Raw genomic sequence first — 20,550 nt, forward strand, 5'->3', positions numbered from 1 at the left:
CAAAGAAAGTCAATCCGTCGGCGACGCGGATTCGATTCATTTTCGGTTATCACCTCCCCCAACCATACTGAGATAGCTTTCATATCTGCTAAATGCAATACGACCGTTCTCCACGGCGTCTTTTACTGAGCAGCCTGGTTCGTTGATGTGCTTACAATTATTGAACCGGCATTTATTAAGCAGGTTTCTCATTTCCGGAAAATAATGGCTAATCTCCTCCGGCTTCATATCCGCCAGCCCGAGCTCCTTAATCCCGGGAGAATCAATAATGAAGGTTCCGGGGCCCAGTTCAAACATTTCTGCAAATGTGGTGGTATGTACGCCTTTATTGGCAAAAGAAGAGACTTCCTGTGTTTTAATATCCAGATCCGGCGCAATAGCGTTGACCAGCGTGGATTTGCCAACACCAGAATGGCCAGATAAAAGCGATACTTTACCTTCAAGCAATGCCACAAATGGAATAAGGCCTTCACTGTTAATCGCGGTGGTGGTTATACAAGTATAGCCCAACGACTCATATAACGACATCAATTCCGACTGAAACTCCTTCATTTCTTCATTGATGAGATCCTGTTTGTTAAAAACCAATACCCCCGGAATACGAAACGACTCTATTGCGACCAAAAACCGGTCGATAAAGCCAAGAGAAGTTCGGGGAAAAACAAGTGTGGCAATCAGTATTGCCTGATCCACGTTGGCTGCTAACAAATGGGCATGAGCCGTTTTGTGCACAGAGCTGCGGATGACATAATTGTCTCTTTGCAGAATCTCATGTATAATACCAAAATTCTGGTCGTTGTCTTCTATTTCAAACCTGACATAATCACCAACTGCTAAAGGATTGGTTACCTTCAATCCCAAAGACTTAAATTTCCCTTTTAGTCTGCACTGCCATATATGCGCGTCTTTGTCCCGAACCTCATACCAGGATCCCGTCGACCGCATTATCAAACCTTTTTCCAATACCATTTTTTTGCCTGGTCAAATTTTCCGAGCCTTGGAACGAATATAGCAGAACTTTGCCCGATTTGTCCCATTCATGCAAAAAAATGCTCCGTAACTGTCTGTTCTATCACGCCTGGGGTTATTTAATAATAAACTTCCTTCATTCATTGGTAACCGAAGGATATATTTTGGAGGTACCGTGCTTTCTTATGAATTGTTATTGCGTTAAACAATCGTCTGAGCATTAAAAATACGGCACATTTTAATTTTTTTTAAGAAAAGACAGTCTTTAAACTATTTTTATATAAATTAGCGGAAGGAGCAATATCTCCCTCTACAAGAATTATTTCGGGAACATGATTGATGATGAATTGCACACGGTTTTAGAGGAGCCTACCTCGGTTATTGATATTCGTAAGAATCGACTGAGAAGCAACCTGTTATTGTATCTGTATCAGTCGGGTGACACATCAATAAACAAAATGGCGCGCCTCTTTCACGCGAGCATTCCGTCAGCGACCGGCATCGTCAATGAACTGATACGTGAAGGGTGGATTATTGAAACCGGTACAGGGCCAGCACGTGCAGGTCGTCCGCCAGTTTTGTATGGTTTGAATGCAAAAAAATACCTTACGCTCATCATGGATGTGAATCGCCATGATACACAATTGGTTATTTTTGATCTCAACAACAACCTGGTCGTTAAACGAAAAATAGACATTCGACTGGACGATTCGTCCGATTTCCTTGAGGCACTATTCATAGAGACAGAGAAATTCCTGGAGTTTCATAAAATCAGCCGTTCCCAACTATGGGGCATTGGTGTGGCCATGCCTGGACTTATTGATACCCTTCGGGGCAACAACCTAACTTATCTGAACCTTACCCCTCCCGGGGTGCCCCTGGTGTCCCATTTGAAGCAACATTTTCAGCTTCCTGTATGCCTATTCAATGACACAAAGGCGACCACCATTGGCGAACACCGCTTCGGCCTGGCTGTCAACAAATCCCATGTTCTTACAATTAATATAGACTGGGGAGTAGGGTTGGGAATTATCCTCAATGGCGAGGTTTTCCATGGGGCATCGGGTTTTGCGGGGGAGCTGGGACACATTCAGGTAAAGCCTGACGGACTGCTTTGCCATTGTGGCAAAATAGGCTGCCTCGATACCATCACCTCTGCGCTCGCACTTATCCGGCGCGCCAAGGAAGGCATTGAAAGTGGGAAGGCCACCATACTTTCTCAGATTGTGAATAATAATCTGGAAATGCTTGACACCGCTCACATCATTGAGGCTGTTCACGCGGGAGACGAGTTTTCCATAGATTTGTTGAGCACGGTAGGTACGGAACTGGGTAAGGGTCTTGCGACAGCCGTGCATTTGTTCAATCCGGAAGTGATCATTATTGGAGGACTTCTTGCGGAAGCCGGGCCGTTTATTTCGAACCCAATCGAACAGGCCATCAATAAATACTGTCTATCTGATTTCAAAAATCAGCTATCCATTCATATTTCGAAATTGGGACCGAAGGCCAGGCTACTTGGTACCCAGGCCCACTTATTTGAGCATTTGATTACCAAGGAGTTTTAGTGGCGCGATAAGAGCAAACAAGTGGACGGCAAGTTATCGCCGAAGTAATCGACGAACCTCATTCATAACACTTGCCGTAGCACCCGTATGTGAGATCACATATGCCTGGCTGATTGCGCCCATTCTTTCGTTAAGTTGTGGATCTGTACTCAGGGCATTCAAAATCAATGATAATTCCGCGGCGTTACTGACCGTTTGAGCGCCCCCCTGAGCCACCAGGTCAATGGCCTCCTGAAACTTGTCGTACTTCTGATTTCCAAAAATGATTGGAAGCTTAAAAGTAGCGGCCTCCAGAATATTGTGCAGTCCGGATCCAAACGCGCCTCCAATGTAGGCCGAATTTCCATAGCGATATAGCGAAGAAAGCATCCCTACATTGTCAATGATTAAATATTGGAAAGTAGTATTTTGCTTGTGGCGAATGTACTCCGAGTATAAAATACATTCACCGGCTAACTCCCGAGACCATTTTTCCATTTGTTCTTTTCTGATCTCATGGGGGGCAAAGATGGCTTTTATGGGCGTCGTGAGCGCATTAAGCGCCGGAATGAGCACATCCATATCGGCCTGCCACACCGACCCCGCGACCAGGCAATAAGAATTTTCTGTAAATGAAATAATTTCAGGCAATTGCCGTACACTTGCTGCTATAGAACGCACCCGGTCGAAGCGGGTATCTCCGGCAATACTACACGACTTAATCCCAATCTTTCCAAGAAGATCCAGTGATTGCTGATTCTGAACCAGAATATGGCTGAAATAACCGAGCAGTTTTCTGTAAAAACCACCGTAGAATTTAAAAAATACCTGATCGGGACGAAAAATTGTTGAGAAGGAAATTACAATAGCGCCCTTCTCCCTCAGCGCACGCAAATAATTAAACCAAAATTCATATTTAATAAAAAATACAATTTCAGGATTGAGGATACTTACAAACTTGCTTGCATTGGCCTGGGTGTCCAGAGGTTGGTAGCAAATGTAATCAGCACCCTGGTAGTTGCTCCTGACGTCATATCCTGAGGGAGAAAAAAACGTGAGTACAATAAAATGCTGGGGATAAGCAACCCTGAATAATTCGATAACAGGCCTGCCCTGCTCAAATTCTCCAAGCGATGCGGCATGAAACCAAGCTACCGGACGCCCTTGAGAAAGATCGGCAAAAGAGTTTTCAAGATTTCGCAACAGTCCTTTTCGTCCTTTGACCCCACGCTTCATCTTAGCATTGAACAGCGATCCGATGCCCAATACAAACTTCAAAAGCAAGATTCCCACCTGGTATAAAAATGCAAAACCCATATTTTATATCTTAATAAAATTCTAAATATTCCGATTGGGCACAAGATATACCTGCGACATACCTCCTTACCTTAACCGCGGCAACTAATTTGGTTCCGGAAATCAACCAGAAGGGTATCACTTTAATCTATTCTAAACCTATCATTAAAAGATTCTTTGTACGTTAAAAGAACATAAAAGTACAAAAAACGGTTATGTGCATGTGGAGATAGAAATTTTTAATCCAAAAATTCGCTAACTTCACTTCTTGTTTAGTCCTGAATAGCTCGATCACTTAGAGACGTTTTTATCTGATATATGATTCGCATAAAATATTTACCAGTGCTCATGTTAATCGCCGTACTATCGACGAATACATATGCCCAGCGTCGCGCCAAAACGGAAGACAATGAAGAGCGTTATAAAAAATTCACTTCAATTGGTATTACAACCAATACAAACTCGGGAATTCTGGGCGGAGCGGTCCTTAGGCAATCCTCTGCACTTTCTTCCACATTTATGGGAAAAAACCAGTACCGGTATCTGGCTCTCGAAATTGTAAATGTAAAACATCCGAAAGAGCTTTCAGTCCAGGATTTTTCAACCGGAGCACGGCTTGTATACGGCAAACAGAATTACCTCTTCGTCCTGCGACCTGAATACGGACGCGAGCTCACCTTATTCAACAGGCATGAGGATGAGGGCATCTCCATAAGCGGAATTGTTGCGGCCGGGCCTTCTCTGGGACTCGAAAAACCTTATATGATACAATATCAGGATGGAAGGCGTACCGTTACAGCAGCCTATGACCCCGTAAAGCATGCAAGTACTGGTATCGTTGGCGCTGGCGGTTTTTTCCAAGGCTTCGGACTTACCAAAATTGTACCGGGTGTGCATATCAAGACCGCTCTCAGTTTCGAATTGAGTGCTTTCAGGGAGAATGTTACCGGTCTGGAAATTGGCTTCATTGCAGAAGCATTTACGCGTAAAATTGATATTATGGCATATGCCGACAATCGTAGTTTATACACATCGGGCTATATAACACTTTACTTCGGCAACAAAAAGAGGTGATGGTTTACTAACTCCCCGGTGATAGGCTCGATTTTAACTTCCGTTTGTTTATTTTCTGAGACTGGCCAGGTTTTTAAGCCGGCAAGAAGGAAAAACACTTTTAAACTATGATTGAATTACCCGTAATACCTTCCGAACGCAAACGAAAGCCTGACTGGCTTCGTGTAAAACTTCCGGCAGGACCTGAGTTCCGTAAAGTCCGCCAATTGGTTGATAATTACAAATTACATACCATATGCGAAAGCGGTAGCTGTCCTAATATGGGAGAGTGCTGGGGAGCGGGAACTGCCACATTTATGATCCTGGGCAATGTTTGCACACGGAGCTGTAGTTTTTGTGCCGTGGCTACCGGGAGACCAAACGAATATGATGAAGATGAACCCAGGCGTGTGGCAGAAGCGATCAAACTGATGCAGGTGAAACATGCGGTCATCACCTCTGTCAATCGGGACGAACTAAAAGACAGGGGCGCGGAGATCTGGTACCAAACCGTTCGCCAGGTAAAGGAAAACACTCCTGAAACGACAATAGAAACTTTAATTCCGGATGTAAAGAACAATTGGGATGCTTTGATACACATGATCGAAGCCGGCCAGGAGGTAGTTTCGCATAACATGGAAACCGTGGAACGACTATATCGCTCCGTACGTCCGCAGGCAAAATATGAACGTAGCCTGGAACAAATTAAAAGAACTAAAGCTTTCGGACAAAGAACCAAATCTGGTATCATGCTGGGATTAGGGGAAACCACCGATGAAGTTCATAAAGCTATGGATGACCTGGTAGCAAATGGTCTTGATATCCTAACCCTGGGACAATACTTACAGCCTACCAAAATGCACCACGAAGTAATTGAGTGGATCACACCAGAGCGTTTCGACAATTACCGTGAAGAGGGCATAAGGCGTGGCCTGAAATATGTGGAATCAGGGCCTTTGGTTCGTTCCAGCTACCACGCTGAGCGGCATGTGAATGTACCCATCTGATCGTCCATGACCGTTAATAATTCTCATTATGCCTCAATTCATGCCGATTGAGGCATTTTTATTTATAGCCCACCTGTTTATTCAATTAACCTGATTTTTTTAAGGTTCTAAAGTTTGTTTCACATATTAAAAAAGTTCAATTTTACGGCACAATTTACTGTTCAAATTGATTACCAAAGAAGTAAAATATTAAAATCCATCCAGCTTTATGCCGTACTTATTCACCTCGGAGTCTGTATCTGAAGGACACCCTGATAAGGTAGCCGACCAGATATCGGATGCCCTGATTGATAATTTTTTAGCCTGGGATACCGACTCCAAGGTTGCATGTGAAACCCTGGTAACGACTGGTCAGGTTGTGTTGGCAGGCGAAGTAAAAACCACCACTTATCTTGACGTACAGAAAATCACCCGAGAAGTTATCCGTAAGATTGGATACACCAAAAGTGAGTACATGTTTGAGGCAAATTCATGCGGGATTCTTTCTGCCATACATGATCAGAGTGCGGACATCAATCAGGGAGTGGATCGTGCTGTGGCAAGTGCAAGTTTCGAGGAAAAAGCCAACGCCCAGGGCGCTGGCGACCAGGGGATGATGTTCGGTTATGCCACGCGTGAAACTGAAAATTATATGCCTCTCGCACTGGATCTGGCTCACAAGATTCTTCAGGAAATGTCTGCCATCCGGAACAACGAATTGAGTCTGATCCCTTACCTTCGACCTGATGCAAAATCACAGGTTACAATAGAATACAGCGATGAGAATGTACCGTTGCGTATTGATACGATCGTAGTGTCCACACAGCACGATGATTTTGATGCTGAAGAAGCGATGCTTGCGAAGATTAAGGAAGATATCATTACCCTCGTAATTCCCCGCGTTAAAGCAAAATTGACACCGGAACTACAACAACTGTTCACTGACAGTATTACCTATCATATTAACCCAACCGGAAAGTTTGTGATCGGTGGACCTCATGGGGACACCGGACTTACGGGCCGCAAAATCATCGTAGATACTTATGGTGGCAAGGGCGCTCATGGTGGCGGTGCTTTCTCCGGAAAAGATCCTTCCAAAGTGGACCGTTCAGCTGCTTATGCCACTCGTCATATTGCTAAAAACATGGTGGCTTCTGGTCTTTGTGACGAAGTGCTGGTTCAGGTTTCTTACGCGATTGGTGTTGCCGAACCCTGCGGGCTGTACATCAATACTTACGGAACTTCGAAAGTTGTCGGAAATGATGGCGAAGTAGCTGCGAAAATCAGTGAAATCTTTGACATGCGTCCATACGCCATTGAGCAACGCCTGAAACTGAGAAACCCGATTTATTCTGAAACAGCGGCTTACGGACACATGGGCCGCAAGAATGAGGTTGTTAAGAAAACATTCCGGGGTGCTAATGGAGAAGAGAAAGAAGTAGAAGTGGAGCTCTTCACCTGGGAGAAACTTGATTTCGTTGACAAGATTAAAAGCGCTTTCGCTATTTAATACTTAAATCTTTTATGAAAAAACGGGGTCCTCATCCAGACGACCCCGTTTTTTATTTTCCCTATGCCAAACATTTCCCCATTTTCTTTGGCATAGGCGACAATTTATGGAGACAACTACTTTCAACAACCAAATAATGCGTAATTTTGACCAATATAAAACCCTACGGCACGTTATCCCTTTGCAATTAAATAATTCAGCTAACTGCACAGTTGCAACCCCAATATGCAATACCCAAAAATCAAATTTACCAATCCAGCCAAATCAAACTTTTTTCCAACCCTCAGGCAACGAGTAGATCAGCATTTTTCCTCCAATAATATATGCAAGTCCGGAGGCACCAAAATTATCTACAAGGCTATCTTCATGCTTAGCTTATACTTAATTCCTTATGCTCTGATCCTGACCGGCTATTTTTCCAACATGGTGATGCTGGGACTTGCAGTGGTGATGGGACTTGGCGTGGCTGGCGTAGGTATGTCGGTTATGCACGATGCGATTCACGGTTCTCTGGCGACCTCAAAGATTCTAAATAAGCTTTTCGGCGCATCCATTTATCTCCTGGGCGGGAACGCCTACAACTGGGAAGTTCAACATAACAGACTACATCACACCTACACCAACATTCATGAAGTAGACGAAGATATCACCGGAAAAGTACTTTTGCGGCTTTCCTATCAGGAAAAACAAAAGTATGTACACCGCTTTCAGCACATTTATGCTTTCTTTTTATACAGCCTGATGACCATATCCTTTTTATGGAAGGATTTCAAAGAGATCGCTTTGTTTAACAGAATGTCCGAATCGGGATTGACAAAACCGTTTCCAAGGAAAGAGCTTATTACACTGATTGTCACCAAACTGGCTTACGTGGTATTTATTTGTATAATTCCTTTGGCTTTCACCTCGCTTACCTTTGGCCAATGGTTTATAGGCTTCATGGCCATGCATTGCACCTCCGGTATCATTTTGAGTACGGTATTCCAAATGGCCCATGTAGTGGAAGGGGCTGACCAGCCAGAGCCGGACACCTCCGGTTGTATTGAAAACGCCTGGGCGGTGCACCAGCTGCAAACTACTTCCAATTTCGCCGGTAAAAGCCGTATACTATCCTGGTACATTGGCGGATTGGATTACCAGATCGAACATCACTTGTTCCCATCCATTTCCCATATCCATTACCATGACCTTTCACCCATTGTCCGGGACACTGCACGGGAATTTGGACTGAATTATAATGCAAAATCTGATTTTGTGCATGCCCTGGGGTCTCACATCCGAATGCTCAGAAACATGGGAACACAGGCCTTGGCTAAGACGCCAACCGCTTTACCAATTGAAGCATAAAACAACGATTATATCTTACATAAAAAAAGCCTGATAGCATTCCGAAAGGAAATTTATCAGGCTTTTTTTGTGGTTATGATTGATGCTCGGCTTCGTACAAACTTTCCCTCTCAATCTTCTCGATCATCTTCATCTTTTCATAATTCTTGGGGCGGGACAAGAATGTGTACATGGCCGGAATCACATAAAGCGTCAATACCAGTGAGAACAACAACCCTCCCATAATGACAATCCCCATGGACATACGGCTTCTCCCGGCCGAACCAAGTGCCATAGCAATAGGCAAGGCACCAAGAACCGTAGCGAGGCTGGTCATCAAAATGGGCCTGAAACGTAATGTGGCTGCCTCCAGCACTGCTTCCTTTATCCCCAAACCCGTCTCCCTGAGCTGATTGGCAAACTCCACAATGAGAATACCATTTTTGGTTACGAGTCCGATCAGCATGATCATGCCGATCTGACTGAAAATGTTCAGGGTCTGATTGAAATACCATAGCGAAAATACAGCACCACCAATCGCCAGGGGCACCGTGATCATAATAATCAACGGATCAATAAAACTCTCAAACTGTGCCGCGAGGATGAAATAGATAAGCACCAACGCCAGTAAAAATGAGAACATTGTATTGGAAGAACTTTCGGCATAATCACGGGACGATCCGCTAAGCGAGGTTTGGATAGACTCATCTTTCAATTTATCCCGGATACGATCCATCGCTGCTATTCCATCGCCTATTGTTTTTCCGGGAGCAAGTGCGGCCTGAACCGTGGCGCTCATATAGCGGTTGTAATGAAACAACTGAGGAGGACTACTCTCTTCTTCGGTTTTAACGATATTATCCAGCTGTACCGAAGTTCCCGATGCCGTTTTGACAAACATACTTTTGAGATCCAGAGGCTCATCCCGGTTGATACGGTCGTACTGCCCGATAACCTGATATTGGCGTCCGTTCATGGTAAAATACCCGAAACGTTGCCCGGCAAAGGCGAGCTGCATGGTCTGGGCTACATCCTGCACGGTCACGCCGAGCGACTTTGCCTTTTCCCGGTCTATTGATATCTGTAATTCGGGCTTACTGAATTTAAGGTTCACATCCGTTATGGCAAAGGTTGGGTCGCTGGATACTTCTTCCATAAACTGCGGAAGGTATGCTCTCAACTTTTCAAAATCGGGCGCTTGAATGACATACTGTACAGGCAATCCACCCCTTGAATCAACTGAGATCGTCTGCTGTTGCACAACAAACGACTTTGCGTCAGGCATTTGTTTTAACTTCTGATTGATATAGTCGGCAATTTCTTCCTGCGTTTCCTTCCGCTCCGACTTATCTACCAGCGCAATGCGTCCAGTGCCGGTATTTGCCGCACCCAACCCGGAATTACCCGGAGATGTTATGAGCATAAGGCCCTTTTTGCCGGGCATGGAGTCGGTTAGCATGTCACTAACCTGTTTCACATAACGATCCGTAAATTCAAATGACGAACCTTCCGGCGCGGTCATATTGATCCTGAACCAATTCCGGTCATCCAACGGCGCCAGTTCCGACTGCAGGTCCTTACCAAAAAACCAGATCATACCCACTGTCATGGCGATAAGTGGGAAAGCCACCCAGCGAATTTTTAGAAAACCGGCGAGTGCGCTTCCGTAATTATTGGTCAACCTTTCGTAAAACGGCTCCGTTTTTTCATAAAACCAGCTTTTTTTATGCGTCTTGCGAACCAGATAAGCATTCAGCATGGGTGTGAGCGTAAGGGAAACGAATGCAGAAATAAGTACTGCTGCCGATATTACTATTCCGAATTCTCTGAATAGTTTACCCACAAAACCCTGCATAAAAATAACCGGAAGGAACACAGAGGCCAGCGTGATGGAAGTAGAAAGAACTGCAAAAATAATTTCATTTGCCCCCTTAATGGCCGCCTCCACAGGCTTCATCCCCTGCTCAATCTTTTTGAATATATTCTCTGTGACTACAATACCATCATCGACGACCAGCCCCGTAGCCAGCACAATGGCCAGCAGGGTAAGGACATTGATTGAAAAGCCCATGACATACATCACAAAAAACGTCCCAATCAAAGAAACGGGAATATCAATCAACGGCCGGAAGGCAATAAGCCAGTCCCTGAAAAAGAGATAAATAATGATTACAACCAGCACGATAGCGATAAGCAATGTTTCTCCAACTTCCTCGATCGAACGTTTTACAAAAATCGTGTTGTCGATCAGCGTATCCAGTTTGTAATCTTTGGGCAGTTCTTTGATGATGTCCGCCATTCGCTTATTTACCTCCTCCGCAATATTGATGTAATTTGCTCCTGGCATGGGCGAAATAGCCAAACCGATCATCGGCACATTGTCAAGCCTCAGAACGGTCTCTTCATTTTCGGGGCCCAGGGTTGCATATCCAATGTCTTTCAGATGAATGGTTTGCGTCGTGGCATTTTTGACGATCATTTCATTGAAATCTTCTTCCGTTCGGAACCGCCCAATGGTTTTCACAATCAGTTCGGTATTATCTCCTGCAAGCTTACCGCTGGGCAATTCTACGTTTTCCTTATCGAGAGCTGTTTTTACATCTTGTGTGGTAATACCCAATGAGGCCATTTTCACAGGATCCATCCAAATCCGCATCGCATATCTTTTCTGCCCGAAAATGCGGATTTCGCTCACACCTTCAATAGTCTGAAGGCGTTGGGCAATGACATTTTCGGCATAGTCGCTTACCTCCAGATGTGAACGCGTATCACTTTTGAATGTCAACACGATGATGGGTTCCGAGTTTGCATCCGCCTTGGCTACCACCGGAGGGCCGTCAATATCCAGCGGCAAGGTCCTTGAAGCGGCTCCCACCTTGTCACGAACATCGTTCGCAGCCCGTTCCATATCCACACCGATATCAAATTCGACGGTGATCTGGCTCGTTCCCTGGCTACTCGTCGAATTGATCGATTTGATACCCTCAATACTATTCAGTTGTTTTTCGAGAGGCTCTGTAATCTGCGATTCGATGATATCCGCATTGGCACCAGCATAACTGGTGCGTATGGAAACCACAGGCGGATCAATAGAAGGAAACTCCCGCATGCCCAGAAATCGGTAACCCAGGAAACCAAAAAGAATGATGAGCAGGTTCATCACAATGGCCAGAACCGGTCGTTTAATGGAAAGTGTTGATATGCTCATTAATAAGTTTTTAAAGAAATTGAGGAGGCCAGAATTGACCTCTTTTGAAAAGTTCCTTCCAGCCGTATCAATTTACCTTGACGGAGATTCCCGACCTAAGTGCGATGATACCGGAGGTGATCAAGGAATCTCCGAGCTGAATGCCATCAATGATCTGAATTTTTTTATCGGTTCTCAGGCCAGTAACCACCATTTTTTCTTCGGCTTTTCCATTTTTCACTACATAAACCTTTTTACCCTTAAGTACCGGCACAATGGCTTCGGTGGGAATCATGATGGCATTGTCGGTGGCCGAAAGGCTCACTTCCACTTTAACGAACATGCCGGGGACAAATCTTCCTCCGGGGTTTTGAGCCATGGCCCGTATTTTCAGTGTCCTGAGTGCCTCATCTACCTTGGGTTCAACAGCAATCACTTTTGCCCAATGATCGGTTCCGTCACCGTCAAGGCTGAATCCAATCGAATTACCCGGGCGAATGCTGGAGGAATATTTTTCGGGGACAGTAAAATCTATTTTTACCGGATTGCTCTGCACAATCGTCACAACAGACGTTCCTGGAACGAGATAGGCCCCTTCACTAATATTTTTCAAACCGATTTTTCCGGTAAACGGCGCTCTGATCTCAGTCCTGGCGATCTGGGTCTCTATCACTTCTCTTTCTGCATCCAAAACCTGAATATTGGTGGTCGTGACATCGTAGTCTTCCAGATTGATCGCTTCCACGTTCAAGAGTTTTTTCTGGCGCGCCTCTATCTTTTTTGCAAGATCCTGATTGTAAATAACCTTTTGAAGCTGTGCTTTTAGCTCACGGTCATTGATCTTACCAATCAACTGCCCTTTTGTAACGGTAGCCCCCTCCTGAATATCAAGCTTGATCAGCCTCCCGGTTCCCTCCGATTTCAGATCAACTTCTTCATTCGGCATGATCGTGCCCGATGCAAAGATTTGGTTGTTGATGGTTTCTTTGGATATCACGTATACATTTACCGGAATGACCGCGGAGGCGGATGATTTACCCGACGACTTCCCTCCCTTTCCTTTATCAGGTTTTGCAAATAAAAAAATCTTTCCCAACACGAGGGCAACTATTATCACACCTACGACCAGTACTGTCCGCATAAAGCCTAAAAGTAAATTCTGTACTATTTGAAAACGTATCTATTATATTTCTTTAACTTAATATTTAAATATACGATATGTTGTACAAAGCGCCTAAAAGCAACTTATATACTATTTTGATTAGTTAAATTATTGTTAAAATGTCCGTTGCATAGGTTAAATATTCACCCAATTTTATATTCAAATCACTATCCCCAGACTCATCTCATTCTCAGACGAAGCTTAGGCAGGCTATCCTGTAAACGGTTTTTTAATTTCATAGTATAACGGCCGATTTTAATAATCATTGACCTAAAAGCAAACCAAAAAAATCACACACGCACGGCTTTTAATATATAAGTTTTTTATATAACATTACGTTGTAGATTTGCAACAGGATATTCATTCATCAGTCAAATTCATGAAATCAATTTCTTTCCTACCGGTCATTTGTATTTTCCTGACATTGTTCAATATGAGCGCATTTAGCCAAAGCACAGTTAAAACTTATGATGCACAATGGAATGTTATCGACGGACATATCAGTCAGGGACTGCCCAAATCGGCCCTGGAAGAAGTGAAGAAGCTTTATAAACTGGCAAAGAACGACCAGCAGGACGCACAGATCATCAAAGCATTGCTATACTCGATTGATCTCCAAAACGAGAACAGGGAAGACAACGAATTGCAATCGATCCGGGAGCTTGAAAAAGAAATTACCGAAAGCAAACAGCCCGCCAGATCCATTCTCACCAGCATTCTGGCCGAAGCTTATTACAATTATTACCAGCAACAACGTTGGGTATTGTTTCAGCGCACGCAAACTGCCGACTTCAAAAAGGATGATATCGCTACGTGGGGCATAAAAGATTTTCATCGTAAAATCAGTGAATTATATCTGTTTTCGATTCAGGAAGAAAAACTGCTGCAACAAACGAAACTTGAACCTTTCGACGCCATCATTACAAAAGGTAATACGCGTAAGCTTCGCCCTACCCTCTTCGATCTGCTTTCGTTCAGGGCACTGGGGTATTTTTCCTCCGATGAGCATAATATCCAGAAACCATCCTACGCATTTGAAATAAATACGGCCTCGGCCTTCGACCCGGCAGCCGACTTTATCCATCGCAAATTTGAGACAAAGGATACCTCTGCCCTTGAATACAAGGCTTTGCTCATTTACCAAAAACTCATCGCGTTTCATAGTGCCGACCAGCAGCCCGATGCCTTGATCGATGCCGATATTCACAGACTACAGTTTGTCAAAAGCAAATCGGTTCATCCGGATGCGGACCAATTGTATTATCAGGCGGTTTATCATTTGGCAGATCAATATGCTTCAACGCCTGCAGTGGCGCAAGCCTGGTATTTAATTGCGGAATGGCACGAACAAAAGGCCGGCCAGTATGACCCAAACGCAGATACAACCACCCGCTTCGAAAGACTCAAAGCAAAAGAGATTTGTGAAAAAATCATCAAAGAAAACCCGGATACAGAAGGGGGTGTCAATGCTGGCAACCTACGTAATACCATACAGAAACGGTCTCTTCAATTCTCTGTCGAAACGGTGAACATACCCGAACTACCATTCAGGGTTTTAGTGAACTATGCCAATATGACCCAATTACATTTGAGATTGATTAAAGCAACTGAAGGTATTAAGAAGGAGTTAAAAAATGTAATGGATAACAGTTTCAGGGCAAATGTTTTGGCTGCAACTCCTATCCGTACCTGGCAGCAGAGCCTTCCGGAAACGCGAGATTTTCAAAAACACAGCGCAGAGATTAAGGTCGATGGTTTACCCGTCGGTGAATATTTTCTGATAGCTTCAACCGGAGAAAATTTCAGGGATGCAAACGTGATTATCGGTGCACGGCTGTTTTATGTCTCAAATATCAGTTACTTAAATCCAGAAAATCATTTCTTCATCCTAAACCGTTCCACTGGCCAGCCACTCGCAGGAGCAAAAGTTCAAGTGTGGGATCAACGGTATGATTATAAAACATCTCGTTACATCAAAACAAAGGATACGCTGTATACGACAGACAAGAATGGCTATTTCAAAAAGGAAATCGATAAGACGGAAGTTTTTTCAAAAAATTATCTCCTGGAAATATCGCACAAAGGCGACAAGCTTTTCCAGGAGGATCCATTGTCTCAATACTATTACAAAAATGAGAACGACGGCAAACCGGAGGTCAAAATTTTCCTATTCTCCGACAGAAGCATTTACCGGCCTGGACAGACTGTTTTTTTCAAGGGTATCGCCACATACCAAAATCAGGTTTTAAACCGACCAGACCAAAAGATCAACTTGGTGCTAAAAAATGCAAACAGAGAAGATGTGAGCAAAATCGTCCTGTCGGCTAATGAATATGGCACATTTTCCGGCAAATTCCAGCTGCCTCAGGGTGTTCTCAATGGTGTGTTTACCCTCGTTGCTGATAACAAGAGCATGGTAACATTTCGCGTAGAAGAATACAAGAGACCTAAGTTCTATGTAGAATACGAACCCGTCAAAAAGCCATATAACGTCAATGACGAAATCCAGATTTCGGGAAATGCCGTGGCTTACGCGGGAAATGCCATAGACGGCGCTACTGTAAAGTATCGCGTTATAAGAACGCCCCGATTTATTTATCCCTGGTTTTACAAAGGCTGGTTTCCACAAACGGCACCGATGGAAATTACGCACGGCGAAACCGTCACCGACAAGGATGGCAAGTTCAAGGTCAAATTTATGGCCATTCCGGACCTTAAAATCAACAAAAAAACAGAGCCAATTTTCGACTTCGTGGTTTACGCGGACGTCACAGATGCCAATGGAGAAACGCGCAGTGGAGAAAAATCCGTTTCGGTGAGTTACAAATCCATCTTATTGAAACTTGATATTCCCAAGTCAATGCCTGCTGACAGCCTGAAGTCACTTGCCATACGCTCTGAGAACACCAATGGAGAGTTCGAGCCAGCCAGCGTTGTCATTAAAATCGCCATGCTAAAAGCGGAACAGCGGCTTATACGCCCACGTTATTGGGAAAGACCCGATCAGTTTGTGATGTCCAAAGAAGATTTCATCAAAAACTTCCCGAACGACGAATATGATAGTGAAACGGATTACAAAACCTGGGAAAAGGAATCTTTGGTTTTTGAAAAAAGTGGTGCTGTTAAGGCTGGTCAAAAATTTGAACTGAAAAATACTAAACCTTTCCTTCCAGGCTATTACGAAATAGAAATTACAACAAAAGACAAAAACGGCCAGGAAGTAAAACTGATCAGCTACGCAGAGCTAACCGACCAGTCTCCAAAGCTGACCCGTCCGCAATATTTATGGACAGAAGCGAGCAAACCAATTGAGCCCGGCGAAAAAACGGCGATTAAAATAGGCTCCTCCGCTGATAATCTTTTTGTGGTTAACGAAGTGACAAAAGGCAAGGCCGCAAAAATCTCAGAAACTTTTTCTTTTTTCCCTTTAAATCGGGAAAAGCAAATTCTTCAATATTCGGCAACAGAAGCCGACCGGGGTGGATACAGCGTCCGGTATATGTTTGTAAAGCACAACCGGGTATTCCGCCATGCCGAAGTCATAGAAGTTCCCTGGACTAACAAAGACCTTAAGATAGAGTATGCCACCTTTCGTGACAAAACGCTTCCGGGAAGTCGGGAAAAATGGAAGGTGAAAATCACCGGTTATAAGAAAGAAAAAGTCGCATCTGAGATGCTGGCGAGCATGTACGACGCTTCGCTGGATCAGTTTTATCCGCACAACTGGTCAAAACCAAACCTGTGGCCCGTATTCTATTCCAGAAATTATTGGAATGGAAACGTAAGTTTTGGTTATAAATATGCGGAGATGCGTTACGACGCGGCTGCACCCTACAAATCCTATAAAAAGCAATACGACGTATTGAAAGAAATTTCAATCCTTGCCGGAATAAGTAGAGCTTTAAATGGGCGAGTTGCAGGCCTGGCACCATCCAAAGGCTCCGTTGTCCAAGCTGCGCCAGACGAGGAAAAAAATGCTAGCGTTAGCGCAAAAAAGGCCAATGTCAATTACGAAATCAAAAAGGACGAAGAAGTACCTGAAGAAACTCAATTTGAGTCGACCAAGGATTCTAAACCCCAAATACGCACCAACTTCAACGAAACCGCCTTCTTCATACCCGATCTTCACACAAATGAAAACGGAGAAATCGAATTTTCGTTTACCATGCCGGAAGCGCTGACCCGCTGGAAATTCCAGGCACTGGCGCATACAAAAGAGCTGGCCTTCGGTTACAGCACCAAAGAAATTGTAACCCAAAAAGATCTGATGGTTCAGCCCAGTGCGCCGCGTTTCTTACGGGAAGGCGATCAGATCGATTTCAGTGCCAAAATCGCCAACCTGACGGATAGGGATTTGAATGGAAATGTAACGTTTCAGCTATTTGATACCGAGACGAATAAACCCCTTGATGATCTGTTTAAGAATACGGTGAAGGAATTGCCTTTCAAAGTTTTAGCCAGACAAAGCACGGCCGTAAAATTCAAACTGGAAGTACCCAAAAACTTTGCTAAAACGATCACCTGGCGCATTGTGGCAAAAGCCGGTGCTGTTTCAGATGGGGAAGAAAACACATTACCCGTACTGCCGAACAGAATGCTTGTGACTGAAACCCTTCCACTCAGCATGCGTGGAACCGGAACGAAGTCGTTCAAATTTGAAAAGTTGATCCAGTCAGCCAAATCAACCACACTTACCAATCAGTCGCTTACTGTGGAGTACACCAGCAACCCGGCCTGGTACGCTATTCAGTCCCTCCCCTACCTGATGGAATACCCATACGACTGCGCGGAACAAACCTGGAACCGATATTATGCCAATGCGCTGGCGGCAAGTATCGCAAACAGTTCACCAAGGATCGCCAAAGTATTTGAAACCTGGCGGACAGAGGATACCACTGTGTTGATGAGCAACCTGCAAAAAAACCAGGAGCTCAAATCGGTTTTGCTGGAAGAAACTCCGTGGGTGCTCGCCGCAAAATCGGAAGCCGAACAGAAACGGAATGTGGGTATGCTGTTCGATCTGGTCAGAATGGGCCGCGAGATGGGAGCAAGCCTGGAAAAACTGACACAGATGCAAAGTCCGAATGGCGGCTTCGTGTGGTTCAAAGGCGGTCCTGATGATCGCTACATGACACAGTACATTGTTTCCGGCATAGGGCATTTGCAAAAATTAAAGGCAATAGCGCCCGATCAGGCAGAAGCATTGAACAATATCCTGAAAACAGCCATCCCCTATCTGGACAAAAAAGTCAGACAGGATTATGATGAACTGACCAGACAAAAGACGGATCTGAACAAATACACACCCAACGCCATGGTTGTCCAGTATCTGTACATGCGCAGCTTTTTTAAGGATCAAAAAATAGAGACTGCTTCGCAAAAAGCCTTTGATTATTTCACAGATCGTTCACGAAAAACCTGGACTTCGCAAAACAAATACATGCAGGGCATGATTGCGCTCGCTTCACACCGCGCCAAAGATCTGGTTACACCAAAAGCAATCCTAAAATCGCTGACCGAAACCGCTGTGCGTCATGAAGAATTGGGCATGTACTGGAAAAGCGCGCAAAGCTGGTGGTGGCACGAGAATCCGATCGAAAGACAAGCGCTGCTGATCGAAGCATTTCAGGAAGCGGGAAGCGACACTAAAACCGTGGACGATCTCCGAACCTGGCTTTTGAAAAACAAACAAACCAATCGCTGGGAAAGCACCAAAGCTACCGCTGAAGCATGTTACGCACTGCTTTTGCAGGGAACCGCATGGCTGTCGGCTAACCCGGCAACAACCATCAACCTCGGCAGCACAACCCTGAAATCAAGTGATGTAAAGCAGCAGGCTGGCACAGGTTATTTCAAAAAAACCATTGAAGGAGAAGATATAACTGCCGCAATGGGTGATATCAAAGTGCATATTACAACGGCGGATAAAGGGAAAGTTGCAACAAGCTGGGGTGCTGTTTACTGGCAGTATTTTGAGGATCTTGATAAAATCACCTTTGCCGAAACGCCTCTGAAGCTTGAAAAAAAGCTGTTTATAGAAACCAATTCCGACAAAGGACCCGTGCTCACTCCTGTCAACGAAGACGACGAGCTGGCCATCGGGGCTAAAATAAAAGTGCGTATCGTACTTCGTGTCGACAGAGAAATGGAGTATGTACACATGAAAGATATGCGGGCGTCTTCCCTAGAACCGGTGAATGTGCTCAGCGAATATAAATGGCAGGACGGCCTGGGTTATTACCAAAGCACAAAAGACGCAAGTACCAATTTCTTTTTCAATTATTTAAGGAAAGGAACCTACGTATTTGAATACCCATTATTTGTAACCCATGCCGGCGATTTCAGCAATGGGATCACCACGATCCAATGCATGTACGCGCCGGAGTTTACGGCACATAGTGAGGGTGTACGGGTGAAGGTTGTTTCTGACAAAAAGTGAACACTGGCAAAATAGAAACCTTAAATTGCTCATTTGGCATACATTAGCTAGATTTGACAAGAATTGTCAAACAGAATGGACTATGGAAAGTTCAGGTGAAATTTTGAGACGGTTAAGGGTTGAGAGAGCACTGTCTTTGAGAACAGTCGCGTCTGATCTTCAGTTGGATATAGCTCTGTTGAGGAAGATCGAGCACGGCCAGCGGAAAGCCTCTCGCGAGCAAATATCCAGGTTTGCAGCGTTGTTCCGGGTAGACGAAAATACACTTTTGACCTCATGGCTTACCGATGAGGCGGTCTATGCATCAAGCGGCGAAGAGATGTCCCAGTCTGCCATGCAGCTTGCAGAAGAAAAAGTAGCCTACCTGCCTACACCGGCATCCATGATCATTCAATCCATACAATCGTTTTTTCAGACGGATGGACGAGTATCCGCAGCGTGGCTGTTTGGGTCATTCGCACGCCAGGAGCAAAAGTCAAACAGTGACGTGGACATTATGATCGAGCTAAAAACCAACAAAAAATACTCAATTTTCGATCTTATCGATATTTCCATTTTGATAGAAAAGAAAATAGGTAAGAAGGTGGACTTAGTTGAAAAGGGCTACTTAAAAGACTTCGCCAATAAGACTGCTATAAACGATCTGATTAAAATATATGGATAAGCCTGGCACAAAGGAAAGAGCAGAGCACATTCTGACTTCGATTCTGCTGATCCGGGAGTTTATTGAAAATGTTGACGAAGCCACGTTCGTAACGGATTCCAAAATCCAGAGTGCCGTACAATATCAGTTTTTGGTTATTGGGGAAGCTATCAGGCATTTGGATGGCGCCATTCTGGAAAGGTATGATTATCCCTGGCACATTCCAAGATCATTCAGAAATTTCATTATACATGAATATCATGGTGTAAAAATGGAAAGAGTATTTTATGCTGCGCAGAATCTTGACGCGTTAGAAATGAATATCAGGTTGATCCTGGGTGAAGAAATTGGCTAACTTTTCCAGTCCAATATTTTCTGCAAAATTTGCAATTCAATCCTCGATTGTTCCAAACATGCATTTGCCATGGGACA

At 44.4% G+C, this 20,550-nt stretch carries 12 protein-coding genes; 8 read left to right on the top strand and 4 right to left on the bottom strand.

Annotated features, from left to right (window positions below; translation table 11 throughout):
* Window positions 1-36: 36 nt before the first annotated feature.
* The gene (gene rsgA, locus DYADSP32_RS14045; RefSeq protein ID WP_149242146.1) at window positions 37-969 is read right to left on the bottom strand and encodes a ribosome small subunit-dependent GTPase A; all 933 of its coding nucleotides are present in this window, start codon (window positions 967-969) and stop codon (window positions 37-39) included.
* 332 nt (window positions 970-1,301) lie between these two features.
* On the opposite strand from rsgA, the gene DYADSP32_RS14050 reads away from it, so the two are divergent.
* Window positions 1,302-2,537 (top strand): ROK family transcriptional regulator, encoded by a 1,236-nt coding sequence (locus DYADSP32_RS14050; RefSeq protein WP_414617762.1) that lies wholly within the window; start codon window positions 1,302-1,304, stop codon window positions 2,535-2,537.
* 33 nt (window positions 2,538-2,570) lie between these two features.
* On the opposite strand, the gene DYADSP32_RS14055 is transcribed toward DYADSP32_RS14050, so the two are convergent.
* The gene (locus DYADSP32_RS14055; RefSeq protein WP_149242145.1) at window positions 2,571-3,833 is read right to left on the bottom strand and encodes a glycosyltransferase N-terminal domain-containing protein; all 1,263 of its coding nucleotides are present in this window, start codon (window positions 3,831-3,833) and stop codon (window positions 2,571-2,573) included.
* 327 nt (window positions 3,834-4,160) lie between these two features.
* On the opposite strand from DYADSP32_RS14055, the gene DYADSP32_RS14060 reads away from it, so the two are divergent.
* From DYADSP32_RS14060 to DYADSP32_RS14075, 4 genes are all read left to right on the top strand, one after another.
* Complete coding sequence (locus tag DYADSP32_RS14060; protein ID WP_414617763.1) at window positions 4,161-4,886, top strand: hypothetical protein; 726 nt, start codon at window positions 4,161-4,163, stop codon at window positions 4,884-4,886.
* A gap of 107 nt (window positions 4,887-4,993) precedes the next feature.
* Window positions 4,994-5,872, top strand: coding sequence for a lipoyl synthase (gene lipA, locus DYADSP32_RS14065; RefSeq protein WP_149242143.1), 879 nt, complete (start codon window positions 4,994-4,996; stop codon window positions 5,870-5,872).
* Between the two features lie 208 nt (window positions 5,873-6,080).
* On the top strand, window positions 6,081-7,361 hold the full coding sequence (metK, locus tag DYADSP32_RS14070) for a methionine adenosyltransferase (RefSeq protein ID WP_149242142.1): 1,281 nt from the start codon (window positions 6,081-6,083) through the stop codon (window positions 7,359-7,361).
* 366 nt (window positions 7,362-7,727) lie between these two features.
* Window positions 7,728-8,708: a fatty acid desaturase family protein gene (locus DYADSP32_RS14075; RefSeq protein WP_414617764.1), complete on the top strand. Its 981-nt coding sequence runs from the start codon at window positions 7,728-7,730 to the stop codon at window positions 8,706-8,708.
* Between the two features lie 73 nt (window positions 8,709-8,781).
* Here DYADSP32_RS14075 and DYADSP32_RS14080 read toward each other — a convergent pair whose 3' ends face one another.
* Entirely contained in the window at window positions 8,782-11,895 is a 3,114-nt protein-coding gene (locus DYADSP32_RS14080; RefSeq protein WP_149242140.1) for an efflux RND transporter permease subunit, read from the bottom strand.
* Between the two features lie 67 nt (window positions 11,896-11,962).
* Window positions 11,963-13,015, bottom strand: a complete 1,053-nt coding sequence (locus DYADSP32_RS14085) for an efflux RND transporter periplasmic adaptor subunit (protein WP_149242139.1) — start codon at window positions 13,013-13,015, stop codon at window positions 11,963-11,965.
* 400 nt (window positions 13,016-13,415) lie between these two features.
* Between DYADSP32_RS14085 and DYADSP32_RS14090 the strand changes: the two genes are divergently transcribed.
* From DYADSP32_RS14090 to DYADSP32_RS14100, 3 genes are all read left to right on the top strand, one after another.
* On the top strand, window positions 13,416-19,475 hold the full coding sequence (locus DYADSP32_RS14090) for an alpha-2-macroglobulin family protein (RefSeq protein WP_149242138.1): 6,060 nt from the start codon (window positions 13,416-13,418) through the stop codon (window positions 19,473-19,475).
* Window positions 19,476-19,557: 82 nt separating this feature from the next.
* Window positions 19,558-20,139 carry a nucleotidyltransferase domain-containing protein gene (locus DYADSP32_RS14095; protein WP_149242137.1) on the top strand — a complete coding sequence of 194 codons (582 nt, stop codon included), beginning with the start codon at window positions 19,558-19,560 and terminating at the stop codon, window positions 20,137-20,139.
* Window positions 20,132-20,473, top strand: coding sequence for a HepT-like ribonuclease domain-containing protein (locus DYADSP32_RS14100; protein ID WP_149242136.1), 342 nt, complete (start codon window positions 20,132-20,134; stop codon window positions 20,471-20,473). The genes DYADSP32_RS14095 and DYADSP32_RS14100 overlap by 8 nt, the downstream gene beginning before the upstream one ends.
* Window positions 20,474-20,550: the final 77 nt, after the last annotated feature.

It is taken from the genome of Dyadobacter sp. 32 (assembly GCF_902506755.1).
GTDB lineage: Bacteria > Bacteroidota > Bacteroidia > Cytophagales > Spirosomataceae > Dyadobacter.

What these genes read in the sequence shown, in the direction of transcription:
- rsgA (WP_149242146.1), bottom strand. Translation starts at nt 969, where the DNA reads ATGGTATTGGAAAAAGGTTTGATAATGCGGTCGACGGGATCCTGGTAT.
- DYADSP32_RS14050 (WP_414617762.1), top strand. Translation starts at nt 1,302, where the DNA reads ATGATTGATGATGAATTGCACACGGTTTTAGAGGAGCCTACCTCGGTT.
- DYADSP32_RS14055 (WP_149242145.1), bottom strand. Translation starts at nt 3,833, where the DNA reads ATGGGTTTTGCATTTTTATACCAGGTGGGAATCTTGCTTTTGAAGTTT.
- DYADSP32_RS14060 (WP_414617763.1), top strand. Translation starts at nt 4,161, where the DNA reads ATGTTAATCGCCGTACTATCGACGAATACATATGCCCAGCGTCGCGCC.
- lipA (WP_149242143.1), top strand. Translation starts at nt 4,994, where the DNA reads ATGATTGAATTACCCGTAATACCTTCCGAACGCAAACGAAAGCCTGAC.
- metK (WP_149242142.1), top strand. Translation starts at nt 6,081, where the DNA reads ATGCCGTACTTATTCACCTCGGAGTCTGTATCTGAAGGACACCCTGAT.
- DYADSP32_RS14075 (WP_414617764.1), top strand. Translation starts at nt 7,728, where the DNA reads ATGCTTAGCTTATACTTAATTCCTTATGCTCTGATCCTGACCGGCTAT.
- DYADSP32_RS14080 (WP_149242140.1), bottom strand. Translation starts at nt 11,895, where the DNA reads ATGAGCATATCAACACTTTCCATTAAACGACCGGTTCTGGCCATTGTG.
- DYADSP32_RS14085 (WP_149242139.1), bottom strand. Translation starts at nt 13,015, where the DNA reads ATGCGGACAGTACTGGTCGTAGGTGTGATAATAGTTGCCCTCGTGTTG.
- DYADSP32_RS14090 (WP_149242138.1), top strand. Translation starts at nt 13,416, where the DNA reads ATGAAATCAATTTCTTTCCTACCGGTCATTTGTATTTTCCTGACATTG.
- DYADSP32_RS14095 (WP_149242137.1), top strand. Translation starts at nt 19,558, where the DNA reads ATGGAAAGTTCAGGTGAAATTTTGAGACGGTTAAGGGTTGAGAGAGCA.
- DYADSP32_RS14100 (WP_149242136.1), top strand. Translation starts at nt 20,132, where the DNA reads ATGGATAAGCCTGGCACAAAGGAAAGAGCAGAGCACATTCTGACTTCG.